This window comes from Methylobacter sp. BBA5.1 (assembly GCF_000746145.1).
In the GTDB taxonomy this organism is placed as follows: Bacteria; Pseudomonadota; Gammaproteobacteria; order Methylococcales; family Methylomonadaceae; genus Methylobacter; species Methylobacter marinus.
The window spans coordinates 182634-197878 of record NZ_JQKS01000004.1 but is presented as its reverse complement, the minus strand read 5'-3'; the positions used below and the strand labels follow the sequence as shown (position 1 = coordinate 197878).

17 protein-coding genes and 1 riboswitch are annotated in these 15245 nt (G+C 56.9%); of the genes, 6 read left to right on the top strand and 11 right to left on the bottom strand.

From position 1 onward, the window contains the following. The first annotated feature begins 130 nt into the window (after positions 1–130). The gene (gdhA, locus tag EK22_RS03985) at positions 131–1474 is read left to right on the top strand and encodes an NADP-specific glutamate dehydrogenase (protein ID WP_036248272.1); all 1344 of its coding nucleotides are present in this window, start codon (positions 131–133) and stop codon (positions 1472–1474) included. A gap of 132 nt (positions 1475–1606) precedes the next feature. Here the strand turns inward: gdhA and EK22_RS25165 are convergent, their stop codons facing one another. From EK22_RS25165 to EK22_RS03970, 4 genes are all read right to left on the bottom strand, one after another. After that, on the bottom strand, positions 1607–1894 hold the full coding sequence (locus tag EK22_RS25165) for a DUF1016 N-terminal domain-containing protein (protein ID WP_255360572.1): 288 nt from the start codon (positions 1892–1894) through the stop codon (positions 1607–1609). Between the two features lie 114 nt (positions 1895–2008). Continuing rightward, complete coding sequence (locus EK22_RS25160) at positions 2009–2161, bottom strand: hypothetical protein (protein WP_218185940.1); 153 nt, start codon at positions 2159–2161, stop codon at positions 2009–2011. Between the two features lie 14 nt (positions 2162–2175). Continuing rightward, a complete protein-coding gene (locus EK22_RS03975) occupies positions 2176–2673 on the bottom strand; it encodes a GNAT family N-acetyltransferase (protein ID WP_036248270.1) in 498 nt (165 codons plus the stop codon). Continuing rightward, on the bottom strand, positions 2673–2960 hold the full coding sequence (locus tag EK22_RS03970; RefSeq protein ID WP_020157687.1) for a type II toxin-antitoxin system TacA family antitoxin: 288 nt from the start codon (positions 2958–2960) through the stop codon (positions 2673–2675). Before EK22_RS03970 ends, EK22_RS03975 begins: the two co-directional genes overlap by 1 nt. 576 nt (positions 2961–3536) lie before the next feature. Between EK22_RS03970 and EK22_RS03965 the strand changes: the two genes are divergently transcribed. Both EK22_RS03965 and EK22_RS03960 read left to right on the top strand, forming a co-directional pair. Continuing rightward, the gene (locus tag EK22_RS03965; protein WP_036248268.1) at positions 3537–3965 is read left to right on the top strand and encodes a hypothetical protein; all 429 of its coding nucleotides are present in this window, start codon (positions 3537–3539) and stop codon (positions 3963–3965) included. Further along, positions 3956–5152, top strand: a complete 1197-nt coding sequence (locus EK22_RS03960; protein ID WP_036248266.1) for an RtcB family protein — start codon at positions 3956–3958, stop codon at positions 5150–5152. Before EK22_RS03965 ends, EK22_RS03960 begins: the two co-directional genes overlap by 10 nt. 223 nt (positions 5153–5375) lie before the next feature. Here the strand turns inward: EK22_RS03960 and EK22_RS03955 are convergent, their stop codons facing one another. The 7 genes from EK22_RS03955 to EK22_RS24625 form a co-directional block, all read right to left on the bottom strand. Then, positions 5376–6911 carry a hypothetical protein gene (locus EK22_RS03955; protein WP_036248263.1) on the bottom strand — a complete coding sequence of 512 codons (1536 nt, stop codon included), beginning with the start codon at positions 6909–6911 and terminating at the stop codon, positions 5376–5378. 1012 nt (positions 6912–7923) lie between these two features. Next, positions 7924–8202, bottom strand: a complete 279-nt coding sequence (locus EK22_RS03950) for a hypothetical protein (RefSeq protein ID WP_036248259.1) — start codon at positions 8200–8202, stop codon at positions 7924–7926. A gap of 356 nt (positions 8203–8558) precedes the next feature. After that, on the bottom strand, positions 8559–10892 hold the full coding sequence (locus EK22_RS03940) for a xanthine dehydrogenase family protein molybdopterin-binding subunit (protein ID WP_036248253.1): 2334 nt from the start codon (positions 10890–10892) through the stop codon (positions 8559–8561). Further along, on the bottom strand, positions 10889–11356 hold the full coding sequence (locus tag EK22_RS03935; protein ID WP_036248251.1) for a (2Fe-2S)-binding protein: 468 nt from the start codon (positions 11354–11356) through the stop codon (positions 10889–10891). The genes EK22_RS03940 and EK22_RS03935 overlap by 4 nt, the downstream gene beginning before the upstream one ends. A gap of 140 nt (positions 11357–11496) precedes the next feature. Then, positions 11497–12294 (bottom strand): XdhC family protein, encoded by a 798-nt coding sequence (locus EK22_RS03930; RefSeq protein WP_036248249.1) that lies wholly within the window; start codon positions 12292–12294, stop codon positions 11497–11499. Next, positions 12291–12884: a nucleotidyltransferase family protein gene (locus EK22_RS03925; protein WP_036248246.1), complete on the bottom strand. Its 594-nt coding sequence runs from the start codon at positions 12882–12884 to the stop codon at positions 12291–12293. The genes EK22_RS03930 and EK22_RS03925 overlap by 4 nt, the downstream gene beginning before the upstream one ends. A 192-nt stretch (positions 12885–13076) precedes the next feature. Further along, positions 13077–13220 (bottom strand): hypothetical protein, encoded by a 144-nt coding sequence (locus EK22_RS24625; protein ID WP_020157676.1) that lies wholly within the window; start codon positions 13218–13220, stop codon positions 13077–13079. A gap of 13 nt (positions 13221–13233) precedes the next feature. After that, a riboswitch (cobalamin riboswitch) is annotated at positions 13234–13452 on the top strand. 112 nt (positions 13453–13564) lie between these two features. On the opposite strand from EK22_RS24625, the gene EK22_RS03920 reads away from it, so the two are divergent. Genes EK22_RS03920 through cobM form a run of 3 tightly spaced genes read left to right on the top strand, consistent with a single transcriptional unit; the run spans position 13565 to position 15242 of the window. After that, positions 13565–13744: a CbtB domain-containing protein gene (locus EK22_RS03920; protein ID WP_036248243.1), complete on the top strand. Its 180-nt coding sequence runs from the start codon at positions 13565–13567 to the stop codon at positions 13742–13744. Then, positions 13744–14436 (top strand): CbtA family protein, encoded by a 693-nt coding sequence (locus tag EK22_RS03915; protein ID WP_020157674.1) that lies wholly within the window; start codon positions 13744–13746, stop codon positions 14434–14436. The genes EK22_RS03920 and EK22_RS03915 overlap by 1 nt, the downstream gene beginning before the upstream one ends. Beyond that, on the top strand, positions 14433–15242 hold the full coding sequence (cobM, locus tag EK22_RS03910) for a precorrin-4 C(11)-methyltransferase (RefSeq protein WP_036248240.1): 810 nt from the start codon (positions 14433–14435) through the stop codon (positions 15240–15242). The genes EK22_RS03915 and cobM overlap by 4 nt, the downstream gene beginning before the upstream one ends. Positions 15243–15245: the final 3 nt, after the last annotated feature.

Here is a 15245-nt window from a genome sequence, read left to right as displayed (position 1 = left end):
GCCCGTTATGAATTCGCGACCCTGGATTAATTAAAATTCCAGAAGTTAAATAAAGTAAAATTGATGAGCTTATGCGCCATAAGCAACATATTAATTATTAACAAGCCCACTAAATTGAGGCAATGCATTAATGAAATACAAAAGCTGTAATGAATTTCTGACTCACGTCGCCGAACTTAATCCTGGTCAGACTGAATTTCTCCAGGCAGTGACGGAGGTGATGGAGAGCCTGTGGCCCTTCATTTCGCGTTTTCCTAAATACGCTGAAAATGGTCTGCTTGACCGGCTGGTCGAGCCAGAGCGCATCGTCATGTTCCGGGTATCTTGGGTCGATGACCACGGCAAAGTGCAAGTTAACCGCGGCTACCGCATTCAGCACAACATGGCTATTGGCCCCTATAAAGGTGGCTTGCGTTTCCATCCATCGGTCAACTTGTCGATCCTAAAATTCCTGGCCTTCGAACAAACTTTCAAGAACGCGCTGACCACCTTACCAATGGGCGGTGGCAAAGGCGGTTCCGATTTTGACCCCAAAGGCAAAAGCCCGGGCGAAGTAATGCGCTTCTGCCAGGCGTTCGTGACCGAACTGTTTCGGCATGTCGGCCCTGATACCGATGTACCTGCGGGCGACATTGGCGTAGGCGGACGCGAAGTTGGCTATATGGCCGGCATGATGAAAAAGCTCAGCAATCGCGCCGACTGCGTGTTCACAGGTAAGGGCCTGAGTTTCGGCGGCTCCTTGATCCGTCCGGAAGCAACCGGCTATGGCACGGTCTATTTTGCCGAGGAAATGCTGAAACGCAAAGGCATGTCGTTTGACGGTTTGCGCGTCAGCGTGTCGGGTTCTGGCAATGTGGCGCAGTATGCGGTGGAAAAAGCGATGGAACTGGGTGCCAAAGTCGTCACCGTATCCGATTCCAGCGGCACCATCGTGGACAACGACGGTTTCACTACCGAGAAATTGGCTGAACTGATGGAAGTGAAAAACCACCTCTATGGTCGCGTCAACGATTACGCCAAACGCACCGGCAGCGAATTCCACGCCGGTACGAAGCCTTGGAATGTCCCTGTCGATGTGGCGCTGCCTTGCGCGACGCAAAACGAGCTGGATGCTGTGGACGCGGCCATTCTGATCAAAAATGGCGTTAGATGTGTGGCGGAAGGCGCTAATATGCCGACTACCAACGAAGCGATCAAGTTGTTCGAAGCCAACAACGTACTTTATGCGCCGGGCAAAGCCAGCAATGCAGGCGGCGTGGCCACTTCCGGACTGGAAATGAGTCAGAACGCGATGCGACTATCCTGGACCCGCGCAGAAGTCGACATGCGTTTGCAGGAAATCATGCGAGGTATTCACCAGGTCTGCGTTCAATACGGCGAGCGTGAAGACGGTAGCTTCAGCTATGTCGACGGCGCCAATGTCGCCGGCTTCGTGAAAGTAGCCGATGCCATGCAGGCGCAAGGCGTTCTATAGACCGTAGAGCGAAATAGACGCGCACTGCCAATTCACGACAAATGAAACAGGGGGGAGCTGCGCGTCTTAACTCCTTGCGGAATAATCACCACTTCATTCCTGTTTCTGTCAACTGCAGTCCCTTCAACGTCATCAACGGGTGTTGGGATAACTGTGCCACGAGGGGGCAGCGGCGTAGGGCTCCAGAATCGCCCGCCTATAGCCCCTACACGACCGCTCTTTCAAAAGTTTGTTGACCTGCCGTTCCAGCGCTCGGGCGCTCCAATGCTGTTCGATCGCTTCCTTCTGGTACCAAATCCTGGCGTTTGGATTTTCAATGCGAATCAGCTTTCTATAATGCGTCCAACTTAATTTGTGACTCACTGCGTCACAATTTGGAAAACAGAAGTAAAAGCGCATATTACGCAGATTGCTGGTCAAAACCCTTGCTGAATACTGCCGTCAAATACTCTGAAAGCGCTTGCAGTTGCTGTTTGCCATAAGCGGCACGGGCTTGTCCCTGCTGTTCATCTCGGCAATCAAGCGGCCAATTCGTCAGTAGCACTGGACCATCGCGCTATTGACCGCCTGTTGCACTTGCTGGCGGGCTTGCTGGACGACGACGGCGATGTCGCTAAAAAGCGGAGCGAGTTCTGTAGTGATCGCTGGATGGATGTTTGAGGCTCTCAAGTTTTCTGAATCCGGCATTATGTGTTTCCGCTTCATTTTTTGCCGTAGCCCGGAGCTTTTCGCTTTAACGACAAAATCAATGTCATCGGTTGCGTTGGCGAAGCCACAAAGCCATGGTGTTCATAGAAAGCCTTGGCTTCAACGGACAGGACATGCACCAGAAGGCCGCGTATGCCAAGAATATCGCTTGCTTGTATCGTGCGCAGCACGGCGTCTTGCAGCAGAGCAACGCCGACGCCGCGGCCTTGCCAGGATTGGTCGACGGCAAGACGGCCGAGAACGGCGATAGGCACGGGATCCGGCATATTGCGGCACAGCGAGGCCGGTGCATGGTTCAGCGCCAGCGCACCGGAGGCAAGGCAGTAATAGCCGACAATTCTTTTTCCTTCGGCTACGACATAGGTACGCGATGCGCCGCTGATCTGGTTTGGGTAGGCCCACCGCTTGAGCCAGTCATCCAGGCTATCGACACCGCAGGCAAAGTCGTCAAGCTGATGTTCGGTCGAAAGTAGAACCGGTGCGGTTAGCATTATTCCTGCCAGGGCTTTTTAGCGGACATCAGCCGTTCAAAGCCATCGCCGCTTGGCGGTCGGTCGAGAACTTCCAGAAAATAATCATAGGTTTTGTGGTCAACCCGCACCAGTGTTTGATCGAGCAAGGATTCTTCCGCGGCGCGCCGTGCAGCATCGATCATGAACTCGGAGCGAGTCTTGCCTTGAGACTTTGCCGCCCGGTCGATCAATGAACGAATGTCGCTGCGAACGCGCAGATTAACGGCCTGGGTTTGTGCATCAGTCGTCGTTTGGTTATTAGGCATGGCAACCTCGTTGAAAAATTTTAACCTGCTGATCCTAGCATATTAGATACACATTGTGTATCTAATTGTTTGCGCAACTTACCACTTACGCAGTTTCGTCAAGGCATCGCCAAGCCCTCGCTGCACTTCTTCCGCTAATCTTTTTTGAGACCCCATGGTTTTCTTCAGATCAAAGTCACCTAAGGGCATTATTTTACCTTAAACTGATAGGTGGCAAGGTGGAGTGCCTGCCAATAATTAACTATTGCGTAACATCAGTTCTTAATACAAATGAACAAAAAGCCCGGTTTTTGCCAATGCTTATCGCAAGAGAACAGCATTTCCAACGTGTTTTTATCCGAAACTTGACAAACTCCCGCTAACGTATAAAATGCGGCGCTTCGTTAACCATCAACCATAGGAGGCCCAGTCGATGTCCGATATTGCAGCATGCTTGAGCCTCGCGTCCGTTTCCCGCCGGTAACACTTCTTTCGGTTCGTACGGACCGGGCTCCCAAATCACTCATCTTTTTAATCGACGCCGTGGCGTTGCGGGCTTTGTTTTGCCCTCGTTTTACACGGCATTGGGAGTTATTTATGAATACATCAAACCGTTGGCGGGACGTTGCCGCGCAGCTATGTGCGCAGTGGCGTGCCGAAGATGGTATCGATCCGCGTCTGGAAAAGCGCGGACGGAAAACACGCTCATCATTACATCAGGACAGGCGGATTTGCCGGGAAGCGGAAAGAATCCTGCCATTGATTTTGGCGAGTGAAGCCGCGAATCCGTTGCTGCGTGATTTGCGTATCGTATCGGTCGATTTGCTCGATAACGGCCGGCTTTTGCATATCGTACTGACCGATGTTTACGGATCAGATCCGGATTCTCAAGTAGAGCATGCGTTAGCAGGCGGCCAATCCTGGCTGCGCACCGAACTGGCGCGTAATTTCCACCGCAAGCGTATGCCGCTCTTGAGCCTTGAATATGTCGGCGGATTGTCCGGGAAGGGTGTGCCATGCCGATAAAACGCATCATGACCAAAGGCAAGGTCCCGGTCAAAATTTATACCGACGATATCGAGCATGAGGCGATGCAGCAGTTGTATAACTTATCGCAAATGCCGTTTGTGCATAGTCATATCGCGGTGATGCCGGATGTGCATCTGGGCAAAGGCGCGACTGTCGGTTCGGTGATTCCAACTCTTGGCGCGATCATTCCGGCGGCCGTCGGCGTCGATATCGGTTGCGGCATGAATGCATTGAGGTTGTCGATCAAAGCCAAGGACTTGCCGGATAATCTGCGCAGCCTGCGTTTGCATATCGAGTCGGCCATTCCGGTCGGTTTTGCGATGCATAAACAGGACAGGGCTCGGGAATCGACCATACGCGCCTTGTCCGGCGGCATGCACGCGATCTTGCAAAAGCATCCCAAGCTGTATGCCATGCAGAAAAAGCCGTATCAGACCTGGATACGCCAAATCGGCACCCTGGGCGGCGGCAATCATTTCATCGAGTTATGCCTGGATGAAAATCAAGACGTCTGGGTGATGTTGCATTCCGGCAGCCGCGGCATAGGCAATTCCATCGGTGAATACTTTATCGCATTGGCGCGCAAGGATATGGGACGGCATCTGCATCATCTGCCGGACAAGGACCTGGCCTACTTCAGCGAGGGCGCGGAGCACTACGACGATTATCTGCAAGCCGTGGCTTGGGCGCAGGATTATGCAGAGGCCAACCGGCGCGAGATGATGTATTTAATTGTCGAGGCTTTGCGTAAAAAACTGCCCAAGTTCGGCATCACCAAGGAAGCCGTGAATTGTCATCACAATTATGTGACGCGTGAGCGGCATTTCGATGCTTGGGTTTGGGTGACGCGCAAAGGGGCGATTCGTGCCGGAGAAGGCGAATTGGGGATCATTCCCGGGAGCATGGGGGACAAATCCTATATCGTGCGCGGTAAAGGCAATGTCCAGTCATTCTGTTCCTGCTCGCACGGCGCGGGCCGGCGTATGAGCCGCAACGCCGCCAAGCAGCAATTCAGCGAACGCCATGCCGAGGAGCAAACCGCAGGCGTGGAGTGCCGAAAGGACAAGGGCATTCTGGATGAGCTGCCCGGCGCCTATAAGGACATTGATACCGTCATGGCGAATCAAAGCGACCTGGTGGAAGTCGTTCATACCTTGAAGCAGGTACTGTGCATTAAGGGATAGGGTATCGACGGCCTTTTAGCGAATCAACGTCAACATCAGCGGGGCCGATATGCAGAACAATTGTGACGCACATCGGCCCCGATTTTAAGCTACTTGTGAATGACTGCCCGTGATACTGAAATCAGTTGTCAATTTGGCAGGCAAGTCAATTCGACCCTACAGCGCTGCATCACATCAGATGACGCCTTTCCGGAATGCAACCACAAGCATGAAACGGCTAATCCTAATCATCAGGCCTCGCCGTTTTGAAACGGGCAGCCGCTCCCAACAGACCGATCACGAAAAAGGACGTGCCAACAATGGTGAAACGCAGGTTGGGCTCCGGCACGGTCATGTCGTCGGTCGCATACAGCATGATAATGACGGCGACCGATCCCCAGCCGAGAAAACGCAAGCCGGCAGCCATAATGAGTTTACCCGGGGCTTCTGAATCGCTTACCGGCGTGTCCATTCGATAAGCCACAAAACCGCACATGAGTGCCGGCAGGATTCCCCAGCGCATATGCTGTATGAAGCTTTCCAGAAAATCGAACGATTCCCTGCGGTAGAAAGTCAACTCGAGAACAAGCGTCGATACCGTGGTACTGACAATGAACCCCATTATCATCATGGCCATATAGAAGCCATAATTTTGATCGGAATGTTCCTGTTGCTGCCTGAAGGCGAGCGTTCGTGAAATAAAGACCAGCGCTATCGGCAGGACATACATCGGAATCACATAGGCGATCCAGCGGAGGGTGTTGCCGTCGAAGTGCGCCAGCGGTTCATCGGGAAACAGGAAGGCATTGTGCAGCGCCACCGAAGTCTCCCGGCCCAGTATGACCCCGATGGAAGTGGCGGCCATGAATTGCAGAATATATTTATAAGTATGTTTAAGGCGAGCCTCGTGGACGTTGCCGCCGAGTTGCTTCACGGTTGTCCAGATATCATTTTCGCTTGCGCTCCCGAACACGACCAGTGAGGCGAGCAGACGACAGAGCAGGCCGGTCAGGTGGTCCAGTTCCTTGATCAGGTTTACTGTCTTGGTGTAGTGAGGTTCCGATTCTCTCCAGACGATGACTTTCTCGGACATCGCGTTGTAGGAGATACAGATTTCACCCCATTTGAGCGACGGTTCGTTAAAAAAACGCCGAAACGATGACTGGTTGGCGTAGCTCTGTATCTGGTCGAAAAGCAGGCAGTTATGCGCCCATTTGTATTCGACCGTGGCGCTGGATTTTTCGAAATCGCCCGGGTCAATGCTCGGCGCCAGCAGACGATTGGCGATTTGGCTCTTCAGGCTGTCGTCGACCGCCGATAATCTCGACGTGATTAACGCGTTATAGACTTCTACCGCTTTGGTCGGAATCGCGAAAGCGTCGTGGATGCTGTCCCTTAAAATCAGTATGGGGTTAAATTTGTTTTCCCAGGCGATAAAAAAAAGAAACAGTCCGGCGGCAATCAAAGGAATGATCGTGTTTCCGTCCAGTCCGTTCAGCAGGCTGGTCAAATCCCGCGAGCGGATGCTCTTCACGATGAGCGTCACCAGCGGTTCCAAGGGCAGCCACCGCGAGGTGAGCAACAAGTAAGATGCCGCGATAAACGTGCAGTACGTCGCGATCCCTATCCAGTAGGTGGTTCTGCGGGAAAAATATTGGGGCAGTGTCGGCTCATCGCCTAGCTGAATCCGGCGTTTCTGGAAAGACCGATAGGCAAGAAAGAATGCGCCGGCGGTTCCAAGTAACTGAATGACAGAGTAAATAAAAAGTTCGGCAGTCATCCTGCGGCTGCTCCTATGTGCATTTGACAAGATTTCGGGGTTAGGAAAATATCAAGTCCCGTCTGATTACAAACGCGTTTATTAAGCAATTCCGGACGTTTTTTGCGCCGGTTTTGCAAGGTTTGGACTGATATGATATGGCCGAGCACGCGTTGCGGGATCGAGTGCCTGTATTATAGCCGGACATAGCGCGACATGGTAACTTCCACGCGTTGGGATAGGTCGAGACGGCCCGGCGGCCGGCATTTTGCTCGGCCATTCATTGACGCGCTCGATCGCGCGATCGTCATGGCTGGCGGGACCTGATGAGGCTCTGTTCGATGCCGGGTTTGGCGCGGATGGAGGCGAGGGGCGTTAAATAACCATTGGCCGAGTGCGGTCAGTCGCGGCTGGAAAAAAGCCCCAATATCCGATGTTACGCATAGACAGACGGTTATGCCGTCCGCCGTGCCGGGCATTGTTCATCCAGCCTTTCAAAGCCGCTCTCAGGACTCGGCATTGAATAATGGCATGGTTTTAAATGCGGGTCACAATGGGTGGGAGCGATGCCTACATCGCGACTTGCCGGGCGATTTTAGATCGCGATGTTATACCCAAAGGGCATAAAGGCATCGCTCCCATGGAGACAGCATTAACCTGAAGGGATTGCGGAGGTTATTTTTAGCCTAACCCGGATATTTCATGAAACCACAGAGAACACGAAGAACACGAAGAAAATCATGGCATTATCATTTCTCACAGATAACTTCATGAGCTCATTATGAAATATTTGCAAGTAATTGAATTGAAAATCCTTCGTGTCCTTCGTGGTGAAATATTCAGGCTAATCCACCCCTACCGGCTTATAGAATCGTCCGGGGCGTTTTTTCGATCAAACAAGTTTTCCATAATCACTATCGATCAACAGATAAAAAACACCATGATTCATTGGGGTATTCTTGATTTTACAGGGTGGTCTATAACAGATGGTTCAAACTGCCATGCTCTGGAAATTTGGCAATGCGGCCAGACTTTACGGCAAGCATTCCGCATTAAATTCTTCCTCGAGCACGGTAAGTTCCTCCCGGTCCGTTTCCAGTTCATCCTCCAACTCTTGTACTGAACTCTTGAGCTCCAGGATGCGGTCAGCATCTGGATTGTGCTGGGCTTGCAGCCCAGTAAGTTGCTGTTTCTGGTTTTCAATTTCGCGCGTCTTGGTTTCGATCTCTTGCTTCAAGGATTTGATTGCTTCCGCCGTTCTTTCGCAGAAAGTTCCTGGCGGGTGGTCACTCTCAGGCGGTTGAACATGCATGGGTAGTCCTCCTTATCTGTGAGTGTGAAAATTATCCATCCCTAATATGCTGAGTAATCGGCTGCCGATGACATACCAGGCAGAGGACAGATCGGGTCGATGCATGGTGAATCATTGACACTGATCCAGGTAAGATTTCCGCTATCTTTGCAATGATTATTCATGTTTCCGGCCGAATTGCCATCCGTATCATTACGGTCTAGCTGTGGCGTGGCCGCCTGCGTTGCGAACAACGCAACCGGTATGGCCGGAATTGAGACGTCAAAGACAGGACCTGCCGGCAGCGCAGGCATGAAAACGCGTGCCAGCCGGCAGGATAGGGAGCGATTAAATCGCGGCAATGCTGAAAGAAGCGTTCAGTCTTTCCTCAACTGATCCCGGATGGGTAGTTGCCGGATGCGCTGGCCGGTCGCGGCAAAAATCGCGTTGCACAATGCCGGGGCAATAGGTGGTACGCCCGGTTCGCCCACCCCGCCGAGCGGCGTATCGAAGTCGGTAGCCGGCAGCAAATGTACCCGAATTTCGCGGGGCGCATCATCCATGCGAGTGAGTTCGTAAGTGTGGAAGTTATCCTGTACCACCGCGCCGTCCTTGAAGCTGATCTCGCCCAGCGTAGCCAGACTGACGCCCATGATGCAGGCGCCCTCGATTTGTGAACGGATGCGTTCCGGATTGACCTGGGGGCCGCAGTCCACGGCCACGTCGACTCTGGGAATGCTCAGGCTGCCGTCCTCGCCGATGGCGGCTTCCACCACGACAGCCACGTAAGTGACGAAGCTGTAATGGGCGGCGATGCCCAATCCCCGGCCCTTGGGCAGAGTGCGTCCCCAGCCGGCCTCGCGCGCGGCGGTTTCAGTCACACGGCGCAGACGCCCGGTGTCCACCGGGTACACTTCGGGCGATTCGCCCTGGTTCCAGGTATCTTCAAGGGTACGCGGATCGATACGGCGAGGCGGACCGATCAGGTCCAGCAGGTAATCCTTGGGATCGAGGCCTGCCTCCGCGGCCAGTTCGGCGACGAAAGACTGAATGGCGAAGGCATGCGGGATGTTGGACACCGAACGAAACCAGCCGATGCGGGTATGCGCCTCGGCCTCGGGGTTTTCGACCCGCAGATTGGGGATCGCGAAAGGCACATTGATGACGCCCATGCCGAGTTCGGCCGTCATCTGATGTTTGCTGTCAGGCGCGAAGGTGGATGAAATGGTGGGCGCCACCGTTCTGTGCAGCCAGGCTACCGGCTTGCCCCGGGCATCCAGTCCCGCCTCCAGTCGCTCGACTGAAACCGTGTGGAAATAAGAATGATGCAGGTCATCCTCGCGAGTCCAGGTCAGCTTGACCGGCTGGCCGTCCATGGCCTGCGACAATAGCGCCGCCTCGATAATGTAGTCGGGTTTGGATTTGCGTCCGAAAGCGCCGCCCAGCAGGGTGACGTATACCGTGACTTTGTCTTCCGGCAGCTTGAGCCATTTGGCCACGCGCTCCCGCGACACCTGCGGGGCCTGCGTGCAGCTCCAGACTTCGCACTGGCCGTTGACGATGCGGGCCGTCGCTGCCGGCGGCTCCATCGGCGCCTGGGCGAGATGCGGGAGGTAGTATTCGGCCGACACCCGTTTGGCCGCGCCTTGCAACGCGGCATCGACGTCGCCGCTGTTGCGTACCACTTTGCCCGGTTGGCGCGCGGCGGCCTCGAGCTCGGCCCGGTAAGCCGCCGAATCATAGCTGCCGTGAGGACCCTTGTCCCATTCGATCTTGAGTGCCTCGCGCCCCTGAATGGCCGCCCAGGTATTGCGGGCGATCACGGCTATGCCGCCGAGCGGGTTGTAATCGGCGGGCGGCGGACTGCCCTTGAGCTCGATGACGCGCACCACGCCCGGTACTTTAAGGGCCTCGCCGGCATCGTAGCTCAAGGCCTTGCCGCCGTATACGGGCGGACGGGCTATCACCGCGTACAACATGCCCTCGAGGCGGACATCGATGCCATACTGTCCCTGGCCCTTGATCATATCCTGCCCGTCGTAGAGGCCGACCCGGCCCTTGCTGATGTAGCGGAACTCCGAAGGTTTCTTCAGGCGCAAACTGTCGCGGTCAGGCACCGGCAGTTTTGCCGCCGCCTGGGCCAGCTGACCGTAGCCGAGTGTTCTGCCGGTCGCGGGATGACGGACCTGGTGCTGCTCGGTGCGGACTTCCTGGACCGGCACTTGCCATTGCGCGGCCGCCGCCGATTCCAGCATGGCGCGGGCCGCCGCGCCGACCCGGCGCATGGGCAGGAAAAAATGGCGCATGCTGCGGGAGCCGTCGGTATCCTGGTTGCCGTAGCGCACTTCGTCGCCGGGCGCCTGCTCGACGCGCACGCGTTGCCAGTCGGCTTCGAGTTCGTCGGCCACGACCATGGGCAGGCTGGTACGTATGCCCTGTCCCATTTCCGAGCGGTGGCAGACGATAGTGACCGCGCCATCGTCGGCTATCGCGACGAATACCAGCGGGTTGTCCACCCAGCCGTGCGGCATGGCGTCGGCGCCATACTTCGCCTCGTCTGTGTGCGGAGCGGTTTCGTCAGCCTCGCTCAGCAGGGGAAAACCGGCGGCCAATACGAATCCGGTGAGCGCCAGCTCCTTGAGAAAGGTGCGGCGGCTGATGTTGACGATGTGCAGTTCATCCAATTCGGGGCGATCCAGCGGTTTTTTCATGACTTGACCTCCTTCAGCCCGGCAGCCTGTTTGATGGCTGCGCGTATGCGGGGATAGGTGCCGCACCGGCAGATATTGCCGCTCATGGCCGCATCGATATCGGCATCGGTGGGTTGGGGTTTTTGTTTGAGCAGGGCCGTGGCCGCCATGACCTGGCCGGGCTGGCAATAACCGCATTGCGGCACGCCTAGCGCCAGCCAAGCCTCCTGGACTTTCTTCCCGGTCGCATCCTGGTCGATGGCTTCGATGGTAACGATTTTTTTGTCGATGGCGGCCGAGATGGGCGTCACGCAGGCGCGCGTGGGTTCACCGTCGAGATGCACCGTGCAGGCGCCGCACAAAGCCATGCCGCAACCGAACTTGGTGCCGGTCAGGCCCAGATGGTCGCGCAGGGCCCAGAGCAGGGGGGTGTCCGCCGGCAAGTCGACCTGATGGGGCTTGCCGTTGATATTGAGCGTGGTCATGGGGCATTTCTCCCTCGAGTCGTTAAAAATGCAAGGTGCCGGCCTTAGGTATCGGCTGCGTGTTGGCCGGAATTCTACACAGGCTTCATCGGCCCGTAAAGGCGCCTACCCGGCAGCTTGTGGCGGAATCCGTCTGTTACTTAGTCCGTCGCCGGCAGTGTTTTGCTCAATGGCTCGCCGCAGCCGCCCCGCCTTACCAGCACCATTTCGCTGACGATGGACAAGGCGATCTCTTCCGGCAGCTTCGCGCCCAGGTTCAGTCCGGCAGGCGCCCGTACCCTGGCGAGGCGGGTCTCGGGGCAGCCCTCTTGGCGCAATCGCTCCAGTACCAGATTCGCGCGCTTGCGGCTGGCGACCAGCGATATATACAAGGCTTCCGATTGCAGCGCACGGGTCAGGGAGTCGTAATCGCCCTTGTGATGCGTGGCGATGACCACGAAATCGCCCGTTTGCGGCTGCAATTGCTGATAGCGGCTGTCGTCGCTGATCACGCGCAGAGCCGTGGGAAAGCGCTCGACGGTGGCCTGCGGGTCGTTGACGATCACATCGAAGCCTAAGCGCTGGGCGAATTCGCAAAGGCTTTCCACGATGCGCCCGTGTCCCATCAGCCAGAGCAGGGGCTTGGGCAAGACCGGTTCGACATACACGCGCATGCTGCCGCCGCAAGGCATGCCGGCGCCGAACACTTCATCATTCAGGTCAATTTCGATCACGCGGGGGGCTCCTGTATCAAGGCACTCAAGCGCCGCACTGGACACCATGGACTGCGCGCAGCCGCCGCCCACCCAGCCGGCAATCACCTTGCCCGACAGGTCGATCAGCGCCTTGGAGGCCGGTTTGGCCGAGGATGAGCCCAGTATTTCCACTACCGTGGCCAGCGCATAAGGGCGGCGTGCTTCGTGCAGTTCCAGCTGAAGGTTGAGAAGGTCCCGGCTCATGATGATGCCCCCATTATTGTCCGGATGTCCAAATCCTCCGGTCTGTCGATGTCCCGAAGTACGCCCGGATCATCGCAGACGACAAGGCGGAGCTGTTCCAGATGGGCCTGAATCACCGTTTTCGCGCCGGTGTCGCCGTTCAATGCCGCCAGGTTCGGGCCCAAGACCGGCGAAAAGCCTACCGGATGCCCGCGCCGGCCTTGCCAGTACGGCGCCGCGATCCGGGCGCCCGAGCGTAGCGCATCGGCCACGCTTTGGATGGTCGCGGGCGCTATCCACGGCATGTCCGCCAGCGCGACCAGCCAGCCCGCGGCTTCCGGTCGGGCGCGAACGCCACAGGCCAGGCTCGCGCCCATCCCTTGATCGGCATCGGCGCAGATCTGAACCGCCGCGCCTTCGGCCCGTAGCCGGGCCGCCAATGCCTCGCCGCCGGGTCGGACCACCGCCAGCACCGCATCGGTGCCGGCCAGCAGGTTGCGGCAGGCGCGTACTGCTACCAAGTCGCCATCGGGTAACGGATGGCTCAGTTTGTCGGCGCCAAAGCGCCGGCTGGCGCCGGCGGCCAGCAGTATGCCGACAATCGGGGCCATCAGCTTAAGTACACCCCTGGATGACGGTTTCGCAGGACTGAGGCATGGAAATTCATCGGTTTGGCTGGTTTCGAGTGAATAGAGCCGGCAAGACTAACACCGCCACGGCCTGATTAGCAAGATCCTTCAGACCGGCGCCGCTAATGCGTCTGGCCGGGAAGCGTGAACCGGAAGGTCGAGCCGATGCCTTGCTTACTCTCCCTCTTTTTCCGGATCGGTTTCCAGCTTGTCGAAGATGACGGTGAGGCGATCTTCGGGAATACCCGCGCCGTTATCGCTGACCCAGCATTCGACAGCCGTCAGCGTTTGTGTCAGCGCGCCAGATTCAGTTTTCAATCGGATTGGTTTATACTTGCCGCAATGATTAGGTGCCCTGGCGCGCGGTCCGCGCGCCAGGGTGAAACGGAAAGTCCGGTGCGATTGGCCTCAGGCTCAGTCAAATCCGGCGCAGCCCCCGCTGCTGTAAGCCTGATGTATCACCTCTATGCCACTGTACGTTAGGAACGGGAAGGCGGGTCGATACAGATGACGGCAAGCCAGAAGGCCGGCCTGATCATATGAAGGACACCGACTCCGGAGGGGAGCCGTATGCCAGTGACGCAGCCCGGGCTGTATTACGCGTACGTGTTTTCCCAAGATAGCAGTCGGCTCCCATCCCTTACTTTATTAGGAAACCCGACATGCTTGCTGAAACCCATTCAAGCCAGACGCTTCGCCAGGCAACCACACGCCTGATTCCCGCTTTGTCAACGATTATACTGGGCTTTGCCCTACTGCTGGTCGTTGGCTTTGCCCCGATTGCCGAAGTGCATAACGCGACCCACGATACCCGCCACGCTACCGGCTTTCCTTGCCACTGATGCCCGGCACGTTCAAACATATTGTATTTTCCGCGCTACCGGCCGGTATTGTCGCGGCGCTGCTGCTGTCCATGCTGCAGATTTTCTGGGTGACGCCGTTGATTCTTCAGGCCGAAACCTATGAAGTTGCCGCTGAAGCGGTTCATCATGAGCATGCTATCGACCCTGGGCTCGATGAACTGGCCTGGCAACCGGAAGACGGCTGGCAGCGGACCTTATCAACGGCCGGCAGCAATATAGTGATGGCCATCGGCTTTGCGCTGATGCTGACGGGGGCTTACTCACTGCGAAAGCCGCCTGGAATAGGGCGGGGCCTGGCCTGGGGATTGGCCGGCTACGCGGTATTTTTTGCCGCCCCGGCCATAGGGCTGCCGCCGGACCTGCCGGGCACGACAGCCGCGGATCTGATGGTAAGGCAATACTGGTGGCTGGGTACGGTGGTGGCGACCGCGGGCGGGCTTGGGCTGGTTTTTCTACAGGACAACTGGCCGCTAAGGATGGCCGGCGTGCTGCTGTTGCTGATACCGCATCTGCTGGGTGCGCCGCAGCCTGAAGTGGATGAAAGCCTGGCGCCGGCGCTGTTGCAAAACCAGTTCCGCTGGGCCAGCGCGCTCAGTAACGCGGCGTTCTGGATGGTATTGGGCGTGCTCTCGGCACTGATCTTTAACCGTTTGCAAGGCAGAAGCGAATGACTCTTTCCAATAACACCGAAGGCGCCACTGGCCAGGTCTGGTTCGTCGGCGCAGGCCCCGGCGACCCGGAGCTCATTACCGTCAAAGGCCAGCGCCTGCTGCGGCAGGCCGGCGCCGTGCTCTACGCCGGCTCCCTGGTCAATGAGGCCGCTACCCTTTACGCCCCGGCTACCTGCCTGGTCCGCGACTCGAAAGACATGACCCTGGAGGAAATTACCGGCTGGTTGATAGAGCAGGCGCGGCAGCATAAAACCGTGGTACGGTTGCAAACCGGCGATCCCGGGCTGTATGGCGCACTGGTCGAAATGGTACAGCCGCTCGATGCGGCGGGCATTCCCTGGGCCGTAGTGCCGGGCGTGTCTTCGGCGATGGCTTCCGCCGCCGCGGCCGGCGAAACGCTGACCCTGCCCGAGGTGACGCAGACGGTGATCCTCACCCGTGTGGCCGGACGCACGCCGATGCCGGCCGGAGAGGATCTGGAATCCCTGGCTTCGCATCACACCACGCTATGCATCTTTTTATCCATCACCCTGCTGTCGGATGTGCAACGGGCTTTGCTTGCCGCAGGCTGGGACGAACAAGCGCCGATCCTGGTGGTGCAAAAAGCCAGCTGGCCGGATGAAGAAAAGATCGTCCGCGGCACGCTTAAGGACATTCGCGACAAATGCCGCGCCGAAAAGATCAACAGCCAGGCGATGATCATCGCCAGCCCGGCACTGGGCGCCCGCCATTGGCCGGAGATCCGGCATTCAAAACTCTACGATGCCGGGTTTTCGCATCGTTTCCGCAAGGCCGTCAAACCATGAGAC

Bases quoted from the DNA above. Each gene is read 5' to 3' on its own strand.
- gdhA (WP_036248272.1), top strand. From the start codon at position 131: ATGAAATACAAAAGCTGTAATGAATTTCTGACTCACGTCGCCGAACTT.
- EK22_RS25160 (WP_218185940.1), bottom strand. From the start codon at position 2,161: ATGCCGGATTCAGAAAACTTGAGAGCCTCAAACATCCATCCAGCGATC.
- EK22_RS03975 (WP_036248270.1), bottom strand. From the start codon at position 2,673: ATGCTAACCGCACCGGTTCTACTTTCGACCGAACATCAGCTTGACGAC.
- EK22_RS03970 (WP_020157687.1), bottom strand. From the start codon at position 2,960: ATGCCTAATAACCAAACGACGACTGATGCACAAACCCAGGCCGTTAAT.
- EK22_RS03965 (WP_036248268.1), top strand. From the start codon at position 3,537: ATGAATACATCAAACCGTTGGCGGGACGTTGCCGCGCAGCTATGTGCG.
- EK22_RS03960 (WP_036248266.1), top strand. From the start codon at position 3,956: ATGCCGATAAAACGCATCATGACCAAAGGCAAGGTCCCGGTCAAAATT.
- EK22_RS03955 (WP_036248263.1), bottom strand. From the start codon at position 6,911: ATGACTGCCGAACTTTTTATTTACTCTGTCATTCAGTTACTTGGAACC.
- EK22_RS03950 (WP_036248259.1), bottom strand. From the start codon at position 8,202: ATGCATGTTCAACCGCCTGAGAGTGACCACCCGCCAGGAACTTTCTGC.
- EK22_RS03940 (WP_036248253.1), bottom strand. From the start codon at position 10,892: ATGAAAAAACCGCTGGATCGCCCCGAATTGGATGAACTGCACATCGTC.
- EK22_RS03935 (WP_036248251.1), bottom strand. From the start codon at position 11,356: ATGACCACGCTCAATATCAACGGCAAGCCCCATCAGGTCGACTTGCCG.
- EK22_RS03930 (WP_036248249.1), bottom strand. From the start codon at position 12,294: ATGAGCCGGGACCTTCTCAACCTTCAGCTGGAACTGCACGAAGCACGC.
- EK22_RS03925 (WP_036248246.1), bottom strand. From the start codon at position 12,884: ATGGCCCCGATTGTCGGCATACTGCTGGCCGCCGGCGCCAGCCGGCGC.
- EK22_RS03920 (WP_036248243.1), top strand. From the start codon at position 13,565: ATGCTTGCTGAAACCCATTCAAGCCAGACGCTTCGCCAGGCAACCACA.
- EK22_RS03915 (WP_020157674.1), top strand. From the start codon at position 13,744: ATGCCCGGCACGTTCAAACATATTGTATTTTCCGCGCTACCGGCCGGT.
- cobM (WP_036248240.1), top strand. From the start codon at position 14,433: ATGACTCTTTCCAATAACACCGAAGGCGCCACTGGCCAGGTCTGGTTC.